Origin of the sequence: Sporofaciens musculi (assembly GCF_009830285.1) — a bacterium.
GTDB lineage: Bacteria > Bacillota > Clostridia > Lachnospirales > Lachnospiraceae > Sporofaciens > Sporofaciens musculi.
In genome coordinates this window covers 2,579,866-2,600,827 of the sequence record NZ_WUQX01000001.1, presented here as the reverse complement: position 1 = coordinate 2,600,827, position 20,962 = coordinate 2,579,866, and the positions used below count along the sequence as shown (strand labels likewise).

The following is a 20,962-nucleotide window of genomic DNA, read 5'->3' as shown; positions in this document are numbered from 1 at the left end:
AAATTTACAACACATTTTACAACACTTTGTTGTAAAACTATAAAAAGATATAAGAAGATACGTGCCCATCAGTAATCTTTCAAAACTGTAAGATAAAAAATCCTTGGAAGCCTTGATTTTGCTAGATTTGTGGGATGTCATGTGTTGGATTTACATCACTTTTACAACAGTATTTAAAAAGAGCCTTAATATGAATATGACAATTAAAGATATTCGGACTTTAAAATAAGTCGCACAGTTGATTCTATAGGATTGATTGTGGGGCTTATTTTAGTGCCTGAATTTCTTCATATGGAGAAGTATAGAGTAGATATCCCCAAATGCCTGTATAAGCCATATACAACGTTATAAGGCTATATTAGGTATCAGGATATTCCAGTATCACAAGGCACGACATAAAACATGAATTTCAAAGATTCAATCAAACGACAAAAAATTTAAGGAGGTCATGAAAAATGACAGAGAAAGCTACTAACACAAACAGGATTAACTTTTATGAGGAAAAGAAATGGATTATGGCTTATTGGTTTAAGACAAGACAAAACATTAATTTTTCAGAAAATCAGATGCTTACTCAGTGGAGTATATGGTGGAAAGAAGATTTCGGCAGTAGTTCAGGTCAGATATTCCAAGATACATTTACATGGATCAAACAAATTGTCCGTACCATGTCAAAAGCTGAGATTAAAGCAAAGAGACATGAGGTTGCAGATTTTAGTTCCATGCCGCCATATATTAAGCAGTTGGCGAGCAGAAAAGGCTATTACGTAAAGAAATGCAGTACAAGGAAACACCCGCTTAGAGTAAGTGGCTATGCAATCTTTAAGAATGAGAAAGATAAAAAGCCCATATATGGCAAGAAGTTCAATCTGACAGCACAACAGATAAAAGAGATTTTAGAAGCGAAGGAGGACAAATAGTATGGTTATTTTTAAGCCGGAATTAGTTGACAGGGTATGGAGAAAAGTAAATGTAGGCAGGGAAGGACGCAAGGAAAAGGTGAAAAAAGAGGATATCGAGATTGTTATCAATACATTCCTTGAAGAGATGTCCCAATGTATGATTGACGGTGACGATATCATTTTAAGAGGTTTCGGCAAGTTCATGTCAAAAGTTAGGAAAGCTAGGACTACATATAACTCAATATGCAAAACAGAACTGACATTTCCAGAGAGAAGGATTATCAAATTCAATATTTCTCAAAATGTAGATAAGCATATCAAGGGAGAGGGAAGCCATGAGTAGTTTGATGGATGAATATCTAAGTCAAGACAGAGAATGGGGAGTTATTACTAGATTTGATACAACGAAGGGTTACGGATTTATCAAGTCTAAAAAGGACGGAGCGTCATACTTCGTCCATAAGTCACAGTGTAGAAGCGGATGTCCAGAATACGGATATCTGGTAGAGTTCAGTGTCGGCATTAATAAGAAGACAGGAAAAGAACAGGCAGAGAATATTATTGTAATAGAAACACCGCCATATAGAAAAAGATATAGATAGATTTTGATTCCAATAAAAACTTAATATTTCTTGTCCTGTAATCCTAACAAGTTGGGTATGAAAATTTTTAGGTTTTTAGCCGTCAAATAGAGATAAGCGAACACTTTAAAACGTTTGCTTCTGAACAGGCAGCAGTTGGTTTAAACTAATCGCCTATAAATATTACAACTAAATATACAAACATGTCAGAGAGTCCATTTCTGGATTCTCATTTTTGCGTTCGCATAAAAACGAACGTATCTATTATCACATCGAAAGGAAATATGCAATAGTTAAAAATGAAAGAAATCAAAACATTAGATTTAAAGCGTACGGGTATTGTGCCATTAAATAAACTCGAAACTTTTGTGCTGACAGAAGGAACAAAGCACTATTATATTTCGTCAGAAGGGAGATTAGTTAATGACATAAAAGGTAAATTCTACACTCATAAAGATACATTATCAAAAAGTAACAATAAAGTTCACTGGAAAGTACATTATGAAGATAAAACAGGCGTTGAATATGAAAAAGATGTAAATGCGGATTATTTAGTTGCACAGGCGTTCTTAGAGCCAGTAAAGGGCAAAAACAGAATATATCATATTGATGGTGATAATTCAAACAGCAAATATAATAATCTAATTTATGTATCTGATAGAGAATTGCGTGATTTGAAGAATGGAAGAATTAGTATTGATGATTTGGGCAGAGAACAGGAGTATATCCCATTCTTAAACTATAATCTCATGAAAGCGAAGAGATTATGGAATGACATGTATACACGTTGTTACAATGAAAAATTGCATAATAGATTTCCAAAATATAAAGGTTGTTCCATTTGTGATTATTGGTTAGAGGATAAGGAAAGATTCTATAAATGGGTAGAAGAAAATTATTATATGATTGGTAATGAGCAGATGGATTTAGACAAGGATATCTTGTGTAAGGGTAATAAGGTATACAGTCCTGAGACATGTGTATTTGTTCCACATACAATCAATACCCTTTTGCTGAATTGTAAACGTAAACGTGGCAAATATCCGATTGGCGTAAATTATGAAAAGGCAAAAGGGAAATACCGTGCTGCATTGAATGTTGATGGCAGAACTATAAAATTAGGACATTACAATACAGTGGAAGAATCATTTAGAGATTATAAGAGACATAAAGAAGCTCTTATTATAGTAGTTGCCGACAGATACAAGGGAAAGATTCCTGATTGTGTATATGAAGCAATGATAAACTGGAAGATTGAAATTGATGATTAAAATTAAGGAGGATTTTTACTATGACAAACAATTTAAAGGGAACGCAGGAATTACAAAGAAAGTATGAACATTTATTAGATAAGTACGTAGATAATGCCCATGCTGAGTACAGTATAAAGCAGGAGCGGGAAGAAGAGGCCAGAAACAGATATGGACATCTTCTGGATTATGCAAAACCTGACTATAAGATCTATAAAGATATTATCGGAATAGATGATGTGTGTAGAAGGATGAGACAGCAGAGGGCAGATGATTACGAACAGGCAAATATCAGGATGCAGGAACGCATTGAGAATGAGAGGAGGGAACAGCAGGAGCGCATTGATAGGAATAATGCTTTTGTAAATTCGTATCTGGAAAAGAAAGAAGCGGAACGGAAAGCGGCAGAGGAGAAACGTAAAGAAGCGGAACAGGAACAGAAAATCCTTAATAGTATCCATAGAATGATTGACGTTAAAGATGAGGCATCTGAAATGGTAGCCAGAACAAATGCAATGTTAAAAATTAACGAAGAACGCAGGAAAGCGTATGAAGAAAAGATGGAATGGTATGATAAACAGCGGGAGTGTATGAAGAAACGCCAGTAGTGAGTCAGTGATAATAGGACATATCGGATGTAAAAGTCTGGTATGCCCTATTTTTACGATTAAATAATTATTGTAAGAATATGGAGTTTATGGCATAATTACGAAATAAGAAAATAATTTAATAAATTTATGAATGAGGGGTGGCTGTATGAGAAAACAATTTACTGTATCCAATAAAGAGAACGATAATAATTACATGCTTGATACGTCTGCATACAATCATATTATAATGTCTGATGAAAAAATAAATATTGTAAAAAGTCAGTTTCATATGGATTCTGTTATTATTCAACAGAATTACAAGATATGGAACTTATAGGAAAAGGTGCAAAAACATATAACAGTGAATGTATATCAGAAACAGGCTATATTCCACCACTGGATTTTAAACAAAAAATTGGTGTTGTCAATAAAGAGCTGAATGTACAATTAGTTCCAGAAATTGCTTCTTGTATGCGTGACCACAGTAGATTAGATGGTACAGTTCGTTTTCTTGCACCAGATAGTGTAGAAGGTCAAGTATATAAAGAAATTGTAAGTAAAAATAAAATAAATGGTAAAAGACCATTTGAATTTAGTTATGACGCAATGATAGCAGAGGCTGCAATTCATTATGGATATATCTTAATTTCAGATGATAAGCCTCTAAGAGATGTAGTAAACTCATATTTTTCTGATAGGGCGATTACAACAGATAAGCTTTTAGAAATCATTAATGAATATGAAACAGATATGTAGTTGTAGTGTACTATGTAAAGAGTAAGTTATTTTAGATGAGAAACAATTGGTTTTACAACATTTAATCCTAATCATTTACAACATACTGACAATTATCCCGTATTAGGCAGTCAAGAATCCTACAGAGGTCATTAAGAATAGCGGTGTTCAGAGAGATATTTTTATGTAATTTATCAACAATGAAAAAGTTTTTAAAAGAATAATTAATTACGATAGTAGTCTTTATTTATTATTACAGTCTCTTATTATAAAAAGACGGCTGATTCTGCACACTGTAGTGTGATATACTTTGCCATTTTTTCTTCAAGTATATCACACTCTGATGTGACATACCTTAAGATTTTATTATAATTTCTGGTCATTATCAGAAGCAACATATTTACAGATATCTTCAATTCGACAGTTAAGAATACGGCAAAGGTCATTAAGAGTAGTAGTATTCAGCGGCTTGTTTTTGCGTAATTTGTCAATGGTAGAACTGGATATATGATGTTTATGAATTAAAGTATACGTTGATTCTGTTGAATTTTTCAGTGTTTTCCAGAATGGAGAATAATCAATCATGGTATTACTCCGTAGGAAATATATTTCGTTTATTGCTTACACCAGAAATATAATTCATATCCACATCATAGAATTTAGCCAGCTTGATTAAAGCGTCGACGGGAATTCGGGTTTTACCATATTCATAGTCCGCATAAGTTCGTTGACCGATATTTAAGATATTTGCTATTTTTGTTTGAGTATAGTCATTATCTTCACGTAAAGCACGTATACGCTCCTTGTAGTCCATAATCTCACCTCTGAATTATTGTATCTTAGAGCAATATACGCTATTGACAATTAGAGTAATAAACTCTAAAATATTAGAAGTGGAGGATGATTCAATGTAGAGTGAGGATAGCAATATTGAAATATAGTGTGCCAGAACCAAGTGAAGTATGCATGTCAGTAGAACAGTTGCAGAGATTCTTTGATTTTATTATGGGTGATGATCTGGATTTCTATGATGAATATACGATAAATCTGACTGGGGAAGAGCAGGAGAGGATTTATAGGGAGATTATGAGGAAGATTAGTGAGTTGGAGGATGGAAGTTAGGGGAGGGGTCGATTCGGTTTGCTTAAATAAGGTCGGTGTGTGGATAGAATACATAGCCCGTTTTGTGCGTCAAGATATCTCTCAATTAATGTAAACCTACCCGATATACCCATTAATCTCCTGCCCCTATCTATGCCTTGAAACGCAAAAATTTGACCTTATTTCGATTCAAAATGCCTTCACCCAAGAAGAATATACCTACACATTACAAGCCGAAAATACCCCCTTAAAACGCAAAATAAACCTACCATATAGGACAAAAAATAAGAGCCTGACGGAGCAAGAGAAAATTACCTGTCAGACTCTTTTTTCATTATATAAACTATTCACCAATCACACAAATCATTCAATCAACTGATCCCTCCGGTACACAATATCATCAAAGTAATTGGTATCAGGATTGTAAACAAAAACGCTCCGAATCTTATCACCTTTTGAAAACTGTCCAGTATCATATTTCACATAAAATCCAAACGAATCAGATCCATTTCCATCACCATCTAATACAGTTGCGTCAACCATTTCAATAATAATCCTACCATTCCGATTCTCGATAACAGATGTCAGCCTGTCAAATTCTTCCTTTGTCTTGCTATGTTGAACCTGTACGCTGTTCTTGACCATTTGCATGACACCGATACCAACATTATCATTCATCAAATCATTACTCAATACCTTGCTTGTACTTGCTTCACTTGCATTACATCCCATTATTGCCGCTAATACCACTGATAATATCATATTCACAATTCTTTTCTTCATATCTTTCAATCTCCTTATCTCTGTATATTATGAGGGTGTAGATATGTCCACACCCTTAATAGTTCCTATGCTTCTAACCTTATTCTTCCATTGTTTTCAACTTCTGTACTGCCGTAATAATCACGGATATCATCCATGGATAAGTGTCTATGGCTTTTCTTCCTGAATGATTCAGAATGCCAATACCAACACTTTTTCTGACTTGCAAATTTGAAACCGAGTTCTTTCAATTCTTTCCTGTGATGATAGGTATTGCCCGAAATCCACAGCCATGCCCCAATAATTTCGATGGTGATATCAGATAGGTAAATAACCTTCTGTAACATTTCCCTCAGTAACTCATCTTCTGTAAAATCATATTTCATGTCGTCATATGAATTATTGTATGATGAATGATTGCTGCCTGCATTACCTTCTGTCGTGTCCTGCCGTGAATGGTTATTCTTTAATATCTTGAATAACTTTTCATACTCGACATTGATTGCCTTGGTAGTCTCTTCTGATCCGCCATTATCTGGGTGATACTTCTTGAGTAAGTCTTTGTATTGCTTCCTGAGTTCGTCCAATGTCTGAACATTCTTAAAATAAGTATTCATACCTCAACCTCCATAACCTGTAAATAAAAAGAGTGCAAAGCCCTTGATAATTCAATAAAGACTTTACACCCTTTGGTGATAAGTTGATTTTATTCTTTGATTATATCTAATTCAGTAAGGTTGATACCGGAAGCCGTTAGTATGACTTTTAATGCCGTATAGCGTCTTTTCATTTTTTTGTATGCTTCCGATCCTTTTTCACAAGATATCATATAGTCTTGTAAGCGTTCAAATTCTTCAACATTTTTTTGCAACATTTCTTTTTCGGTCATTTCTAGTACCTCCATATTTTCACCGCCTTTATTAATGAAAGCAACTATTATATATTGTATACTTATTATAGCGGATTAAGTGAAAGGTGTAAAGCCTTTATTGAATTGTCGAGGTGCTTTGTTTTGGTGTTGAGATAATTATACACCCAAAATAGGTGCATGTCTATTCGGAAAAATATACAAAAAATACACTCATTTATAGTGCATAATAAACACTTTAAATGAGTGTATGTAATATTATTTTATTCTTGATCTGAATTTATGTATTCTAATATGTCTCCAGGTTGACAATCTAATAATCTACATATTGTATTTAATGTTTCTTTGCTTGCAATATCTCCGCTTCTAATTTTTGTTAATTGAGCTTCACCAATTAATTTGTCTTTCCTAATTTTATAAGAAGTATATCCTTTCTCTTTTAGAGCTTCTAATATATCTATTCTGTATTTTAACATGTATAACCCTCCTTTTGTAAAAAGTATATCACATTTATACACTTAATTCAAGTGTGTTGATATTACATTATATCATATACATGCACTTGTTTAAAGTGTATAATATGCACAAAAAATAGGTGTATAAATTGGATATAATGTCAATAGACATACACTTATAACGGGTGTACAATACGCTTACAAGGTCAAACAAAGCAAACAAAACAAAAGACCTAATAGCCTGGTTATCGGGGGCTTAAGTTCCGAAAACAGCGATTGCAAGCGGCTGAATACTTGCAAGGTGAAAATCCGATATTTATAGGCTGTCCACTTGAAATAAGAGTGTAGCGTCAAAGCAAAGCAGCCATTTCTATACTACGTCCCTGTGAGCTGACGATCACGAAGGCAATAGACACGCAAGTAGTATAGAAGATATTAAAACAGTTTTCTATTAAAGCACAGCACAAGAAAGGACGGTAAGCAAAATGTTATTTGAAAAAGAGATTAGAGAAGCCGAGAACAAGCTAAATAAAAAAGGTTTCTACGTTTGCAATATGGTAGAGCCTAACAATCAGCAGTATGAAGTTTATAACGGTGATGGCGAAGTCATGATTGACCATTTATCAATAGCACAACTCATTGATTTGTCAAATATGATTTAACCAAATAAATCCCCTGACGAGTCTTTGAGAATTCATATTTAAGGGCAATCGACAAGTCACACGGTCGTAGCATCAAAGCAAAATTGCCCTTTTGGGATAGCAATATCATCCTATATAAAGCAACCGAGCAAGCCGAAAGCACTCACAAACTTAAATCAATATACTGGTGAGCCATCCGAGTATTGGCAATAGTCCAGAAGATTATTTAAGGGTTGCTTCTAACCAAAATAAAGTGAGAAAAGGAGATTGGGATTATGTGCATTTCAAAGAGTGAATTAGAGAGCAAAGTACAGGAGTTAAGGAGCCTTAGGACAATGAAGGACGAACTTGAGGGCGAATTAAAGGCAGTTGAGCGCGAGATTATTTCTTACATGACAGAAAATGGCGTTGATACTGAAACCACTGATACGGCGAAGATTACATATAAACCACAGAGCAGGACAACGCTTGATAAGGACAAATTAAAAGAGATTTTCGGTGAAGATTTGAAACCATTTGAGAAGGTCAGCATTTTCAATGTTTTACGAATCAAATAACAGTGGTCACGGTCACTATAAAAAGGACTTTAAGCTGTGAGCGTTTCCATCCTGCATATTTTACAGGATGGGAGGTAGCCAAAAGAAGGGAGATAGATTTTATGTCATACATAAGGAAAACGAAAGACGAATATCAGTTACTTTGTAATTATGGGTATGATGACGGATGGGAATATGTTCTTGCTGAGGATACGATGAAAGAAGCAAGAGAGCGGAAAAGTGAATACATGAAGAATATGCCAGGATTCTCTTATAAAATCGTCAAAAAGAGAGTACCAATAACAGGGAATGATTAAGACATATTAGGGTGAACGGTTTCTGTAGGGTTCGACTCCCTGCACACCCATTTTTCAATAGGCCATTGAAATAAGCAAATGATCAATATTCCACATCCAGAAAAAGGAGAGACATCATGAATAGCAAGGATTTAGCAGTATTGCAGCCATATTGTGAAAACGACATGAGGCAGTTAAAAAGAATGTCAAGGTCCATCTTCATGCGGTTTAATGAGCCGTTGACTAATGCCGATTATGACGATTTTTATTCAATCGCAAACTTAGTATTATGGAGGGCATTTAATTGTTACGATCCTAATACGGGTGTATGCTTTGAAGGTTTCCTTCATTCCTGTTTGAAAAAGAAATTCAAGTCAGAGCTGACAAGACGGCATAGACAAAGGAGAATCATTAACCTGTTTGCAGTTTCATTAGATTCAGTAAATGAGGACGAGGAAGAATGTAGCCTTCTTGATTATATACCATCTGATTTCGATACATTTGATGAAGTCCTCAAGCGGCAGGAAAGAGGGCAATTTTCAGATAAGGTTCAACAATATACTGCTAAGTTATCAAAAAGGCAAGTGGATATCTTAAACATGCTTATGGATAATTATCAAGCTAAAGAGATACAACAAACACTAGAAATATCGGAAAAAGAATATGCGGATAACCTGCATGTCATGAGGAGCTATGAGAATGTAAAGATTTTATTTTAGGAGGGAAATTTTAATGAAAATCAGGAAACAGACATACAGCTTAGGGCAATATCTGAAATTAATGCAAAAGGAGACGATCCGCACGGATCAGGAAGTACAGCGGCTCAGTGGGCAGTGGAATCATAACATGGTAAATGAACTGATTGCCACAGTCCTGACGGATGGTTATATGCCTCCTATCATTCTCGGTGAAGAAATTTCAAACGATATTTCAAAGTTGTGGCTGATAGACGGCCTTCAGCGTAGCAGTTCGCTTTCTTTATTCAGATATGCAAATACCAGGATTACAAAGAATCTGGATGAGTTTATGATTACATATCAACGCAAAGTCTTGGATGAAAGCGGGAAACCCGAAAGAGACGAACAAGGGGAAATTATTTGGGAATCTGTACAATGTGACATCCGTAATAAAACATATGAACAACTTCCAGAAGAATTACGGGATCGGTTTGATGAATACCAGATTGAAGTTGCAGTACACCAAAACTGCGAAACAACGGAAATTTCTAAATTAGTCCGCAAATACAACAACCATAAGTCAATGAATACGAATCAGCGTGCATTTACTTATATTGATAATTTTGCAACGGATGTAAGGCAGATAACGGAAAACCGTTTCTTTTCAGATATATATTCCGGCAATGCAAAAGGCAAAATGAACGGGACATTTGAGAGGATTGTAGCAGATTCAGTCCTTCTTTGCAGCTATCCTAATGAATACCGGAAGGAATCAAGGAAAAATTTTGAATGGCTGAATGAAAACGCATGTATTTCTGATTTTGAAAATCTCGACAAATTATTTACAAGGCTGACTAACTCACTGGAAATCACAACGGAAACCAAAGATCTGTTTGATGTTAAGCATACACATATTTTTATAGCGTTATTCAAGGCGTTTATAGAGTCAGGAAGGAAAGACAATGAGTTTAGCGGATTCCTTGACTGGTTTGTGAATGGCGGGAAAAAAACCGAAGCCGGTGGTAAGACGTGGGACATGCTGAACTCTACGAATCGCTCAACAAGAGATCCTGGGGTTGTCCGTGGGAAACTTAATTATCTGGTGGCATTAATGGAGCAGTATTTTGAGGAGCTTGTAAAGGCTGCATAGGATAAAGGGGGGATGAATAATCCCCTTTCTACCAAGGGAATCGGAGGAAGAAGTATGAATACAATATCAACCATTCTTGAAGACATAGATAGAAAATGCATGATTAATAATTTGAATGAAAATGCGTTTTCATATCGGATCGTATTCTTTATAAATGAAAGTGGCAAGAGCACCAAGCATTATATTGATACTGGATATTGTGGTTTAAGACAATCACTGGAAAATATCATTCGGGAGAATATTTCATTAACAAACAGTGTAGTAATTGCAGCGATAACAGTATTAAGAAATAGAAAATGTATTCCTTTACAGAGCAGGGCATATTCGTTCAATTTAAATGGATATTTCCGGCAGATAAATGGAAAATGTCAGGATGACAACATGGATATGTGTTTCATGCGTGGAAACATGCGTAATGTGAGACTAAAAATGGGGAACCACCCAATGGGAAGGAGGAATTAAGATATGAATGAACGGGCAATAGTAACGTTTGCGGTTATAAAGAAAAATGGAATTGTTACAAACGTAGGAAGGTCAACAATCTTACAGCCGAAAACGAATTTTAAAGGAGAGTCTACAGTTAAATGGTACAAGGATACTAAAAAGAGAAGTGAATAGTTCTTTTGAGCAGCTACATAAATATCGGGATTGCTATAACGGCAGTCCCCAATAGAATAATGGAGGAAATATAATGGATTTTACTCAGGAAGAATTACAGTTAATTTATACGGCTTGTATGGGTTATGGAGATAAACTATCAGAAATAGTAAAAGGTTTCCCTCATGGGGAAGAACCCATTCGAGATGAAATATCAAAAAAAGCAGATAAGTATTGGAGGGTTGCAAGGAAAGTCACGAAATATATATAGAGGTAGAATTGTGGAAAAATTAGCATATGAATTCAGGGATTTTAATATTGAGAACCATAATATAACGTTTGATACAGACGGCGAAGGTGTCTTGATATCATTTCCTTTTACGGAAAATACACCTGCTATTATTAAAAATAAGCTGAATGGTATGATTAGCCGGGCAATAAATATATATCTGATGAATAGCATAATCGAAGGCTGTATTCCGACAGCGGAAAATTTGTTGCTTAATGCAAGTATGCAGATCAATCAGTGCTATGGTGAGAAACCGCAATATTACATATCATTAACTATTTCAGACTTGTATCCAGAAATAGGGATGGATGTCTGGATTGAGGAAACTTGTAATATCTATTCGGAATCACCGGAGTTTTGTAATGAGTTTATAACTTACTGCCGGTATCAGTTGGACAAGATGTTATTCTGGCAGATGTGATTCAGAAGTGGAAATATTAAATGAGAATAATTCTCAATAAATAACAAAGAAAGGAAAGCACAACGGAAAATAGTTAATCTTCTGATTGTGCTTTTTTCACTTTCTGGGTGGCATGGATTTCTTCTACAGCTTTTTCAAGATATAGTTGTCTCCATTGCTGGCGGATGATCTCTTGTTGTAGTTCCTTAGAACGCTTATTGAGATAGTTTTCAAACCATAACATAATGGATGGCGGAATAATGGCTTGAGGTGTCTTGCGGATCAGGAAAAATAATATGTCCTCTAATTTGTCATGGAGATTTGATAAAAGTTTTTTGAGTGGATTTCGTGGTTTGATTTCAATGTCCATGGTGATTGTCCTCCTGTAATTGATACTATTATATAGGGAGAAACACGGTATGACAATGGGGAAAATGGGATCTGGAAATGTTGTTCAAGAAAACACTTGAAAATGTGAACAGTTGGAAAATAGTCATTTTGGAATGAAAAGTATGGGGAAAATAGCCGATTTTGTTCAAGAAATAGTTTATACCTTTTTGTGAACGATTTTATGGATTCTCTATATTTGGATGGAAGGAGGGAACGGATTTGAAATATGGATATGCAAGAGCCTCAACCAATGAAGATAAGCAAGATATAGGTAGACAGAAAAGAGAACTGGTTGCATTGGGAATTAAGGAACATAATATTTTTTGGGAATATGAAAGTGGATCCCATGAGGACAGGGAAAAACTGCAGCAGCTTCTTGAAACGGTAAAGGAAGGCGATACGATTGCCTGTACAGAGGTAAGCAGGTTATCCCGTTCGACAAAGCAATTATGTGAGATATTGGAAATGGTTCAGAATAGGAATTTGAAATTAGTTGTAGGAGGCTTCATTGTTGATTGTACTGGGAGTAAAATTGATCCTATGACCATGGGAATGTTGCGCATGATGTCAGTATTTGCACAAATGGAGAGGGAAATCACAATCCAAAGAATAAAATCGGGCTTAGAAAACGCAAGAACAAAAGGGAAACATATTGGACGGTATAAAACTAAGATAGAAGATATCCCGCAATCATTTTTTAGGTATTATCCAAAGTTCTCTAATGGTGTAATTAATCTATCAGAATTTGCACGGCTGGCAGGACTTAGCAGGAATTCTGTTTACAAATATTTGCGTATTGTGGAAGGAAAATAGCGGCATAATGGAAAGGATGAAATAAGGTTATGAAGAAGCAGGACATAAACTCAGAAGATCATAAAATAAAGAGCGTATATAAGTTTATTGTAGATTACTTTAAGAAATATGGATTTGCTCCTTCATTCCGGGATATCTCTTCAGGGACAGGTATAAAATCTCCATCAGATGTACGAGAGAAATTAAAGAAGTTGGAACGGGCAGGATTGATTAAGATGAATGATTTTCAACCAAGAACCATATCATTAGCAGGATATAAATGTGTCAAAAGAGGAAGATCTAGGGACGACACCAGAAAAAGTAACCAGGCAAAGAAAGAGGTATGTGATAATATCTTGCTGTCGTTAAGGATGAAGGGGATGCTTTCTGATGAAGAGTTGCAGATAGTGGAGGATGCATTTTATTCTACTGCTGAGCGATATGTGTTCAAGAATAAGCAGGAATGAGGTTGTTGAGATTACATAATGTTCGGTAGAGGCTTGAAGCGGATCATGGAAAATTAAGAAAAGGTAAGAAATATAGGTGTTTATAACGGTTTTCTTGTGTCGTATGGCATGAGGGAGCCGTTATTTTTTTGCCTGATATGGTGGAAAATGTGACTGATTCGGTGGAAGGGATTTATTTTTTGGCGTTGGAGTGGTGTGGGATTGGATTGGTGAGTGGAGTTTTTGGAAAGGGTGAGAGGGATGGAAAGTTTACCATATAAAAATCTATTGATATGGTCAGTAAACGTGATAAAAGGTACTCAAGAAAAATATGTTCGGGAAGTGATTCGGAGGAAGAAACTATTTTGTTTCTTTTTTGTTTGATAGGGTTTAGTGTTGTTGGCTATTGGATTAATGGGAAATAAATTTTTGGAGGTATGAAATTTTAAAACCTACTAACATGATAGGTTTATATAGTAATTGAGAATGATTATCAATTATTGAATTTGTGTTCGGGAATTTTGTGGGAGAGGGGGAATGTGAATGTACATATAAAATTGTAAGATATGTTGTTTAAAATACTTTATATGATATAGATAAATATAAACGTAGCATAGCCATATTGAAAAATTAAAAAATAGGTGTTACTATTTTAAAGAGATATAAACGACAAATATTTATACACCAGATAAGTGGAAAGGACGGAACATAAAAATGGATATTCGTTTGCTAAAATTATCAAACTATAAAGGAGAAAGGGATTCATTAACTTCTCAGGATATACTGTCAATTCATTTGGGATATTTTCTTATGAATGGGAAAGTAACATACTCTACGGATAAAGCTATTGCAGATCAGCCGGAATATGTAATTTTGGTTCTTGGTAATTTCCCGGTTTGCTATTGGTGTCATGTAGAAGATTATGACTATAAGAGTGGTGAAATATTTAAGACACAAAAAAAGAACTTACAAAAATATACTCCGGATAAATATAAGGAAGATAGTAATATGACGTGGTTGTTAATAGATTCGATGAAAGAAATCCCAAAAGAATTTTTAGATTCTATTGAATGTAATAAAGAAGTTATGGAGTTTATTGGAAATAGAGCTAATCATAAAAAAATAGAATTATAATATTATTGCAACCCGTATTACTACAGAAAACCCACAAAATATAAGAATTTCTGATAGGAATATGGAAATTATTTCAGACCATTGTAATCCATAACAAAAATTTAAAATATCCACAGTAAAGGTTAGCCATGAAACAATAACAAAATGGCTAACCCTTTTACTATTCCTCAAATATCTCCAATCTAAATTTCTCCAGATCATCTTTAATATTATACCTAAATCCATTCTGAATATCCTGTGTATAAGAAATCTTAAAGCTGCTATTCCCGCTCCTATGGGCAGCCTCATTTAGATAAACAGTTATATGCAATTCATTTGGATACCCATTGATATCATAAGAAAACAAAATCCCTTTTAACGAGTTATCTATTATCATTTGAATAACATCTCTGGCAAATTCTTCCTTGTCTGGTATAAAAATCCTGTGTGACAAAATAGAAACTTCTTGAATATATCCATTACTAAAACCTTCGATCGTACTGCTATATCCTTCTATCAGGGGTATATTGTCCTCAGTGGTTTCGGATTTATTTATGGGGTGTTGGGTTAGTGGGGCAAAATGAGGATTAGGGGTTAATATATCCATTATTTTACTTCCCCATTGTAAACAAGCCAGAATACCTATAGTTACAGATATAATAAACAGAGTGATCCATTTCTTTTCATATACATACCTCACTAAAGCCATATTTTATATCTATAAGTCATAGAATATCACATTTCCTGCCATTTTGGAATCACATTTCCTGCCATTTTGGATACAATTTTATCGGGATGGTGGAATATGGAAAGAATAAATCAACGGACAAACCACATAGTAGGGACAAACATCAGAAGGCTAAGGTTGGAAAAAGGGTTGAAAAACAAGGAGATTGTCGCACAGCTTCAATTACATGGAGTGGATATATCTACTGGCACTTATAGTAAGATTGAGACTGGCAGAAATAATCCCAGTGTGGATCTGTTAATTGCATTGACGGATATATTATCATGCAGTTATGATTCATTTTTCCAAAAGTAAAGCTCCCTATTATTATGTGCAAAACTATGGGAAAATATTATCCTGCTATTTTGGAATCACTTTTCCTTCTATTTTAGATATTGTTTTTATAGAGGTGATAGTATGGAAAGGATTAACCAACGGACAAATCATTTGGTGGGAGAAAATATAAAAAGATTAAGGATAGAGAAAGGTTTAAGAAATAAAGATATCGTAGCGAAATTACAGGTAGAGAATGTTGAAATCTCCACAGGCACATATAGCAAGGTTGAAATGGGATTGAATAATCCGAGTGTAGACTTGCTTATAGCTTTAACTAAAATTTTTTCATGTGATTTTAATGCGTTTTTCCAAGGATATGATATCTGAGACTTAGAAAGAAATTTAAACGGATAGAAGCCAAAACGGTTCCATTGATTATTTAGTGGAAAGAACAGATAAGGGGGAAATCAATAAATGAGTTGTATTCTCTGTCCTAGTCCCTTATAATATTAACCAAGATCGGAGGTGTAGCAGATGAATGTAGTAAGAAAAGAAGAGACTTACAAAGAAACCTATACAATAGATGATATATATGCTCTGCCAGACGGGGAGAGGGCAGAATTGATTGACGGACAGATATATTATATGGCTACTCCCAGTATGATACATCAGCGATTAGTAATGGAAATATCTTATAGAATAAGGGATTATATAGGAAGAAAAAAAGGTGATTGTGAAGTATTCCCTTCTCCTTTTGCAGTATTTTTAAATGCAGAGAAGGATATTTACCTTGAACCGGATATTTCTGTTATATGTGATAAAGACAAAATCACGTCAGAAGGTTGCAAGGGATCACCAGATTGGATTATTGAAATTGTATCACCTACAAGCCGACCAATGGATTATTATAAGAAGCTGCTTAAATATAGCACGGCAGGAGTTAAGGAATATTGGATTGTAGATTTTGAAAAGAATAGGATTATGGTATATGATTTCCAACGGGATTCATTAGAGGAATATACTTTTTCTGATAAGGTCAAGGCGGGAATTTATGATGATTTTGAAATTGACTTTTCAGAAATCAGTGTTAATTAGGGGTCTATCAGAGTTTTCATGAGGATATCAATAGATAATGATATTACCATAATAAAGGAAAAGACATAGACACAAAATTAATTGCACTACTAAAAATTATATAAAGTAATGAAAATAAGCCAGTCCTGAATTGAGGTCTGGTTTTTTATATTTAGGTACAAATATCAAATTTATTTCTATAAAGTTCTTAAAAGTAGCTACTCAAGGAAGAATTTCTTCCATAATGATTGAGTAGCTGTTTTAATGCCTTAAATGGGTTTCCCTCATTTCTACACACCTTGTGAAGGAGAACCTGACGAAGGAGAACCTAAGTAGCAATCCCCTACAACGGGTTTATCTCATTTCTACCGTATGCTCTCAGAACCCGCTAAAATCAAGGCTTTCCAGACTCATTTTTGCAGGTATTTATCTGAATATTCTGACAATAACCCTTTTCACCCTGTTTTTTTCTCTTTCCTAAAATTGTACTAAAATAAATACAATTTTATCCTCTAATACACTTCTACCATACCATATATCATACTTTGGTTCAAGTCATTTTATGATATCACATTAGATATAAAATTCCCAATAAAAACCAGAACAAACATTCGATTTTCTTATTGACAAGAACATATATTCGATATATAATAGCAATCAAGGAAACAAAAAGACCTATCCTCAAACGGTGTTGGCGCACCATCGGACAGGTCTAATACATAAACGAGCAGAAACGCTCCACGTTTGTATTATCACATATCTTTCACTGATTTTCAAGCGATATAAGCGTTTCTGCAAAAATTTCCATAGAAATAACTACCATATTGAAAGTGCCGTTTCATCAAACACGATGAAGCATTACTTAGTTTACGCTTTTTGGAGAAATGGATCTAAGGGTATCGGATGTAGAGTGAAAATTTCACAAGGAGGATTTCGATGGAAGAAAAACGGAGAAGTAGTAAAAGAGTGGTAAGTGGAGCATGTTCTTTTATAAGGAAGAAAGTAGTTCCTAATGTAGAAGAATATGATACATCCTAATTGCAAAAGGCTGAAAAGCCTATAATTTTTTTAATTTGGGTGAACTGCTATCTACAAATGAGAATATATGTTGATAACAGGGAAAGGATACCTAAATTGTATGTAACTTACTGGAATATCACAAGAAAGGAGAATTAAATGGAACTGACAAGAGTAGATTATATAATTTTAAGTTTTTTGAGGAAGAGAAATTGTATAAGTCATTTTAAGAGTGCGACATTAAAAGAAATAATGCATATTGCGGGTAATTCAAGACCAACAACATATCGAAGAATGATGAATTTATGTAAATATGGATATGTAGAAAAAGGATGTAAGGATATCAATGCAGATACTTTTTATTTGCTTGATAAAGGAATCAAAATTGTAGAAAGTGGAGGAAAAAACAATGATTAAGGATGATGTATTTGTAGTAGGACTTGGTTTGGGCGGTGAAAGGGTCGGATATGATTTCCAACAGAAAAATTATTCCTCATATCTGATTAATGGATCAGGGCAGGACAATAAAACGCTTCCTGACGCAAAAAATGTGTTAGTGCTAGAAGGATATGACGGATTAGCAGGTGATAGAAAACTTGCGTTTGAAGCATTAAAAAAGAATAAAGATATTATAAAAAAGGTATTAGATATTGAAGAAAAGGTTGTTTTGCTTCTTGCTACAGGTGGGGGGACTACTGGAAGTGGATGTATTACGCATATAGCAAATATCCTTTGTGAAAAATGTCCAGATAAGATTAAATGTGCATGTCTTATGATGCCAAGGGAAGATGAACCTATCCAGAAAAGATTAAATGCCTATAATACGGCGAAAGAGTTAATGGAGATACCAGAAATGGGAGCAATCATTTTTGTAAGTAATGAAGCCTGTGATTCAGATTTGAATAAAATTAATTATAATCTGGTAAATATGTTGGATGCTTTTTTTACGGATGATTCTACATCAAGTATTTCAAATTTTGATGATTCCGAAAAATTGAAGATGTTATCGGATAATGGCGCATTTGTAATTGCTATGCGTTCAGACTATAAGGCGGATGTGCAAGAATCGAATAGAGGGAAAAAGGTGTCTACACAAGATATGATAAATGCTCTAACTGCAAAAAACATATTCCTTCCTATTAGTAATACCGGAATTGTTACACATATTGGAATTATTAACCAGAAAGAGAATCACATGGATGAAAAAGAAATTGTAAAAGCAGTTGGAACACCTGAAAATATTTTTACTGGTAATAATGGGAATGTGAATATTGTTTGTGCATCAGGTCTGGGATTCCCTACAGAATATATTGTGAATATGGGAAAGAAAGCTATGGAAGAACAAAAGGAAAGACTTAAAAAGAAAAATACATCTTCGTTACTTGATGATCTGGAAGAATTGGAATTTGAGTCTCAGATTGAGACAAAGAAATCTACAAGTAGACGAAGAAAGGTCAGCTTAGATTTGTTATGTGAACTGGAATAATCCAGTTATATTGTAAATAATATACTTTTACCTTATTGCTTAAAATAATGTTGGATATTGATTTTTAGCAGTTATGTAATAAGCAGTAGAGAAATGTATAGTGGATATTCAATTATCCACTATACAGACTAAATAGAGAAGAAAGTGAAGGTTACTATATGGGACATACATTTGATTTAAACCGTTTAGAATTTAATATTTTGAAGTGTTTGTATGATAGTGAGTGTACAGATCAATACCATTCAATGACAATCACAGAGTTGTTAAATAAACATACAGAATTAGGCACAAGAATGACTGTATATAAAAAACTGACTAAACTTACAAAGGCAAAATATGTGAAAAAGGGGATTCTTGATAACCATGCCGATTCGTTTTATCTTTTGGAAAAGGCATTGAAAATACTTGAAGAGAAAGAGTCAAACAGTCCAATTCAACAAAAGAAGAATAAAGAAAATATATCCTATGATAGCAATTCAGTAAGAGACAAGCTGATTGAGACTATGGATCGAGGGTTAATGTTGAAGTCAATCGCTGTAAATGCAGGAATAAGCGAAAGTGAATTATCACGTTTTAAGAATGGCGTGGATGCCTTGAAAGAATCAGATATGAAACTTTTAGCGGAGTATTTGAATGCAGTAGTTATTCCTGTATGGAATGTTACAAAAGAATCCGAAAAGCAAATGACTATGAGAGAACGTATATTGGCAAGTACAAATAGGAGTATTGAAAAGAAAAAATCTACAGGAGATTTGCTATTTATGTAGTAACAATTTGTAGAAGTAAATAATGAGTGGATATAAAGCATAAAGCAATATCCACTCACAAAAATAAAAACCAAAGGAGATTAAAGAAAATGATGAACACAACGGAAGCAACAGAAACAAGAGAAGTAACAGTAAAAGAATTAGTAGCTGCATTTAAAGGAAAATATATCAATGTCTCTCCAATGGATCACTATGGGATTTCCATCAACATGCAAAAGGCTACACTTGAATTAGAGGAGGACGATTGTTCAGAACTATATCTTGTGTCCAGAGACGAAGAAAACAGAGTGACAGCTTCCATATGCATTGATGAGGATTCCATTGAAAACATTGAGAAATATGATGGTACATACACGCTTAATTTTGCTTTCTGTATGACAAGCGTTGATATTTCGGAATAGAAAGAGGTTGAAGATATCACAAAACAACATGCTAAATGTTGGATTGCAAAAAACAATTTGATGGAAATAGAAATATATTACAAGGCAGTATCCCTTATAAATGCTGCCTGTCATATAAAAAAGCAAAAATTACATGAAAGAAAAGGAGAAAGAAATTATGAAAGAAATTATGAAAGCAATGACAAAATTTTTCGACAAAACTAAGGGCTGGGGGTTCATTTCATCAAATGCCAAGGATTATTTTGTCCACTATACAGGCATTAAAATGGATGGCTACCGTTATCTGGAAGAAAATGACATTGTGGATTTTGAGGTTGAAACGCTCAAGGATGGCAGAGAAATAGCGGTCAATGTCGTGCCTATTCTTACAATGCAGATGGTAAAGGATGCCTTGAAAGATGAAGGATTGCATATAAAAACGATAAAGGATTCCCATGGTGCCAAGAAGTATCTCGTAGTAGATGGAAAGAATGTGATCCAGTCAGATGAACAAGGCATGTCTTTCCTAGATTTGGCTTTATATGCAGGTTTTTCTACAAGTGAAGAAGTAGCATAAGATTTCTTCACATTTGGAGAAGTAGTTATATAGAATAGCTGAGAGTTGGTGAAAGCTGACTCTCTATAATAAAAATATCAGAATATG

36 protein-coding genes are annotated in these 20,962 nt (G+C 34.4%); 28 read left to right on the top strand and 8 right to left on the bottom strand.

All coding sequences use genetic code 11. The annotated features are described in order from the left end of the window. The first annotated feature begins 455 nt into the window (after positions 1-455). The 6 genes from GN277_RS13040 to GN277_RS13015 all read left to right on the top strand — a co-directional run bounded on the left by GN277_RS13040 (position 456) and on the right by GN277_RS13015 (position 4,079). On the top strand, positions 456-920 hold the full coding sequence (locus GN277_RS13040) for a hypothetical protein (protein ID WP_159751439.1): 465 nt from the start codon (positions 456-458) through the stop codon (positions 918-920). A gap of 1 nt (position 921) precedes the next feature. Then, positions 922-1,245 (top strand): HU family DNA-binding protein, encoded by a 324-nt coding sequence (locus GN277_RS13035; protein ID WP_159751438.1) that lies wholly within the window; start codon positions 922-924, stop codon positions 1,243-1,245. Beyond that, positions 1,238-1,504 (top strand): cold-shock protein, encoded by a 267-nt coding sequence (locus GN277_RS13030; RefSeq protein WP_159751437.1) that lies wholly within the window; start codon positions 1,238-1,240, stop codon positions 1,502-1,504. The genes GN277_RS13035 and GN277_RS13030 overlap by 8 nt, the downstream gene beginning before the upstream one ends. A gap of 278 nt (positions 1,505-1,782) precedes the next feature. Continuing rightward, entirely contained in the window at positions 1,783-2,754 is a 972-nt protein-coding gene (locus GN277_RS13025; protein WP_159751436.1) for a hypothetical protein, read from the top strand. 20 nt (positions 2,755-2,774) lie between these two features. Then, the gene (locus tag GN277_RS13020; RefSeq protein WP_159751435.1) at positions 2,775-3,341 is read left to right on the top strand and encodes a hypothetical protein; all 567 of its coding nucleotides are present in this window, start codon (positions 2,775-2,777) and stop codon (positions 3,339-3,341) included. A gap of 306 nt (positions 3,342-3,647) precedes the next feature. Next, complete coding sequence (locus tag GN277_RS13015) at positions 3,648-4,079, top strand: hypothetical protein (protein WP_159751434.1); 432 nt, start codon at positions 3,648-3,650, stop codon at positions 4,077-4,079. Between the two features lie 345 nt (positions 4,080-4,424). Here GN277_RS13015 and GN277_RS32145 read toward each other — a convergent pair whose 3' ends face one another. Together GN277_RS32145 and GN277_RS13005 are read right to left on the bottom strand one after the other, a co-directional pair. Next, entirely contained in the window at positions 4,425-4,643 is a 219-nt protein-coding gene (locus GN277_RS32145) for a helix-turn-helix domain-containing protein (protein WP_159751433.1), read from the bottom strand. Between the two features lie 4 nt (positions 4,644-4,647). Beyond that, positions 4,648-4,872, bottom strand: a complete 225-nt coding sequence (locus GN277_RS13005) for a helix-turn-helix domain-containing protein (RefSeq protein WP_159751432.1) — start codon at positions 4,870-4,872, stop codon at positions 4,648-4,650. 152 nt (positions 4,873-5,024) lie between these two features. On the opposite strand from GN277_RS13005, the gene GN277_RS13000 reads away from it, so the two are divergent. Beyond that, positions 5,025-5,180 (top strand): hypothetical protein, encoded by a 156-nt coding sequence (locus GN277_RS13000; protein ID WP_159751431.1) that lies wholly within the window; start codon positions 5,025-5,027, stop codon positions 5,178-5,180. A 342-nt stretch (positions 5,181-5,522) separates the two neighbouring features. Here the strand turns inward: GN277_RS13000 and GN277_RS12995 are convergent, their stop codons facing one another. From GN277_RS12995 to GN277_RS12980, 4 genes are all read right to left on the bottom strand, one after another. Beyond that, on the bottom strand, positions 5,523-5,942 hold the full coding sequence (locus GN277_RS12995; protein ID WP_159751430.1) for a hypothetical protein: 420 nt from the start codon (positions 5,940-5,942) through the stop codon (positions 5,523-5,525). Positions 5,943-6,007: 65 nt separating this feature from the next. Then, positions 6,008-6,538, bottom strand: a complete 531-nt coding sequence (locus GN277_RS12990; protein ID WP_159751429.1) for a J domain-containing protein — start codon at positions 6,536-6,538, stop codon at positions 6,008-6,010. Between the two features lie 89 nt (positions 6,539-6,627). After that, positions 6,628-6,810, bottom strand: a complete 183-nt coding sequence (locus tag GN277_RS12985) for a hypothetical protein (protein WP_159751428.1) — start codon at positions 6,808-6,810, stop codon at positions 6,628-6,630. Positions 6,811-7,052: 242 nt separating this feature from the next. Further along, positions 7,053-7,265, bottom strand: a complete 213-nt coding sequence (locus GN277_RS12980) for a helix-turn-helix domain-containing protein (RefSeq protein WP_159751427.1) — start codon at positions 7,263-7,265, stop codon at positions 7,053-7,055. 464 nt (positions 7,266-7,729) lie between these two features. Here GN277_RS12980 and GN277_RS12975 point away from each other — a divergent pair, with 464 nt between their 5' ends. The 9 genes from GN277_RS12975 to GN277_RS12935 all read left to right on the top strand — a co-directional run bounded on the left by GN277_RS12975 (position 7,730) and on the right by GN277_RS12935 (position 11,851). After that, a complete protein-coding gene (locus GN277_RS12975) occupies positions 7,730-7,906 on the top strand; it encodes a hypothetical protein (RefSeq protein WP_159751426.1) in 177 nt (58 codons plus the stop codon). 254 nt (positions 7,907-8,160) lie between these two features. After that, a complete protein-coding gene (locus GN277_RS12970; protein ID WP_159751425.1) occupies positions 8,161-8,442 on the top strand; it encodes a hypothetical protein in 282 nt (93 codons plus the stop codon). Positions 8,443-8,543: 101 nt separating this feature from the next. Then, a complete protein-coding gene (locus GN277_RS12965; RefSeq protein ID WP_159751424.1) occupies positions 8,544-8,738 on the top strand; it encodes a hypothetical protein in 195 nt (64 codons plus the stop codon). 116 nt (positions 8,739-8,854) lie between these two features. Beyond that, positions 8,855-9,436, top strand: a complete 582-nt coding sequence (locus tag GN277_RS12960) for a sigma-70 family RNA polymerase sigma factor (RefSeq protein ID WP_159751423.1) — start codon at positions 8,855-8,857, stop codon at positions 9,434-9,436. Between the two features lie 13 nt (positions 9,437-9,449). Next, a complete protein-coding gene (locus tag GN277_RS12955) occupies positions 9,450-10,544 on the top strand; it encodes a DUF262 domain-containing protein (RefSeq protein WP_159751422.1) in 1,095 nt (364 codons plus the stop codon). Positions 10,545-10,598: 54 nt separating this feature from the next. Next, on the top strand, positions 10,599-11,006 hold the full coding sequence (locus GN277_RS12950; RefSeq protein WP_159751421.1) for a hypothetical protein: 408 nt from the start codon (positions 10,599-10,601) through the stop codon (positions 11,004-11,006). 3 nt (positions 11,007-11,009) lie between these two features. Then, positions 11,010-11,162: a hypothetical protein gene (locus GN277_RS12945; protein WP_159751420.1), complete on the top strand. Its 153-nt coding sequence runs from the start codon at positions 11,010-11,012 to the stop codon at positions 11,160-11,162. A gap of 73 nt (positions 11,163-11,235) precedes the next feature. Further along, entirely contained in the window at positions 11,236-11,412 is a 177-nt protein-coding gene (locus GN277_RS12940) for a hypothetical protein (RefSeq protein ID WP_159751419.1), read from the top strand. 10 nt (positions 11,413-11,422) lie between these two features. Further along, positions 11,423-11,851, top strand: a complete 429-nt coding sequence (locus tag GN277_RS12935) for a hypothetical protein (protein ID WP_159751418.1) — start codon at positions 11,423-11,425, stop codon at positions 11,849-11,851. A 73-nt stretch (positions 11,852-11,924) separates the two neighbouring features. On the opposite strand, the gene GN277_RS12930 is transcribed toward GN277_RS12935, so the two are convergent. Then, positions 11,925-12,200, bottom strand: coding sequence for a hypothetical protein (locus GN277_RS12930; RefSeq protein ID WP_159751417.1), 276 nt, complete (start codon positions 12,198-12,200; stop codon positions 11,925-11,927). Between the two features lie 239 nt (positions 12,201-12,439). Here GN277_RS12930 and GN277_RS12925 point away from each other — a divergent pair, with 239 nt between their 5' ends. From GN277_RS12925 to GN277_RS12915, 4 genes are all read left to right on the top strand, one after another. Further along, positions 12,440-13,033, top strand: a complete 594-nt coding sequence (locus GN277_RS12925) for a recombinase family protein (RefSeq protein ID WP_159751416.1) — start codon at positions 12,440-12,442, stop codon at positions 13,031-13,033. Positions 13,034-13,062: 29 nt separating this feature from the next. Beyond that, a complete protein-coding gene (locus GN277_RS12920; protein ID WP_159751415.1) occupies positions 13,063-13,479 on the top strand; it encodes a LexA family protein in 417 nt (138 codons plus the stop codon). 128 nt (positions 13,480-13,607) lie between these two features. Continuing rightward, positions 13,608-13,739, top strand: coding sequence for a hypothetical protein (locus GN277_RS30905; protein WP_280178605.1), 132 nt, complete (start codon positions 13,608-13,610; stop codon positions 13,737-13,739). A 433-nt stretch (positions 13,740-14,172) separates the two neighbouring features. After that, positions 14,173-14,592, top strand: a complete 420-nt coding sequence (locus GN277_RS12915; protein ID WP_159751414.1) for a hypothetical protein — start codon at positions 14,173-14,175, stop codon at positions 14,590-14,592. Positions 14,593-14,752: 160 nt separating this feature from the next. Here GN277_RS12915 and GN277_RS12910 read toward each other — a convergent pair whose 3' ends face one another. Continuing rightward, entirely contained in the window at positions 14,753-15,178 is a 426-nt protein-coding gene (locus GN277_RS12910) for a hypothetical protein (protein ID WP_159751413.1), read from the bottom strand. Positions 15,179-15,376: 198 nt separating this feature from the next. On the opposite strand from GN277_RS12910, the gene GN277_RS12905 reads away from it, so the two are divergent. From GN277_RS12905 to GN277_RS31200, 8 genes are all read left to right on the top strand, one after another. After that, on the top strand, positions 15,377-15,613 hold the full coding sequence (locus tag GN277_RS12905; RefSeq protein ID WP_159751412.1) for a helix-turn-helix domain-containing protein: 237 nt from the start codon (positions 15,377-15,379) through the stop codon (positions 15,611-15,613). Positions 15,614-15,715: 102 nt separating this feature from the next. Continuing rightward, entirely contained in the window at positions 15,716-15,961 is a 246-nt protein-coding gene (locus GN277_RS12900) for a helix-turn-helix domain-containing protein (protein ID WP_159751411.1), read from the top strand. 147 nt (positions 15,962-16,108) lie between these two features. After that, positions 16,109-16,669 carry a Uma2 family endonuclease gene (locus GN277_RS12895; protein ID WP_159751410.1) on the top strand — a complete coding sequence of 187 codons (561 nt, stop codon included), beginning with the start codon at positions 16,109-16,111 and terminating at the stop codon, positions 16,667-16,669. 1,155 nt (positions 16,670-17,824) lie between these two features. Then, positions 17,825-18,082, top strand: a complete 258-nt coding sequence (locus tag GN277_RS12890) for a hypothetical protein (RefSeq protein WP_159751409.1) — start codon at positions 17,825-17,827, stop codon at positions 18,080-18,082. Continuing rightward, complete coding sequence (locus GN277_RS12885; RefSeq protein ID WP_159751408.1) at positions 18,075-19,151, top strand: hypothetical protein; 1,077 nt, start codon at positions 18,075-18,077, stop codon at positions 19,149-19,151. The genes GN277_RS12890 and GN277_RS12885 overlap by 8 nt, the downstream gene beginning before the upstream one ends. A gap of 158 nt (positions 19,152-19,309) precedes the next feature. After that, a complete protein-coding gene (locus tag GN277_RS12880; protein WP_159751407.1) occupies positions 19,310-19,918 on the top strand; it encodes a hypothetical protein in 609 nt (202 codons plus the stop codon). 89 nt (positions 19,919-20,007) lie between these two features. After that, positions 20,008-20,319 carry a hypothetical protein gene (locus tag GN277_RS12875; protein ID WP_159751406.1) on the top strand — a complete coding sequence of 104 codons (312 nt, stop codon included), beginning with the start codon at positions 20,008-20,010 and terminating at the stop codon, positions 20,317-20,319. A 157-nt stretch (positions 20,320-20,476) separates the two neighbouring features. Further along, on the top strand, positions 20,477-20,875 hold the full coding sequence (locus tag GN277_RS31200; protein ID WP_322101257.1) for a cold-shock protein: 399 nt from the start codon (positions 20,477-20,479) through the stop codon (positions 20,873-20,875). The last annotated feature ends 87 nt before the right edge of the window (positions 20,876-20,962 follow it).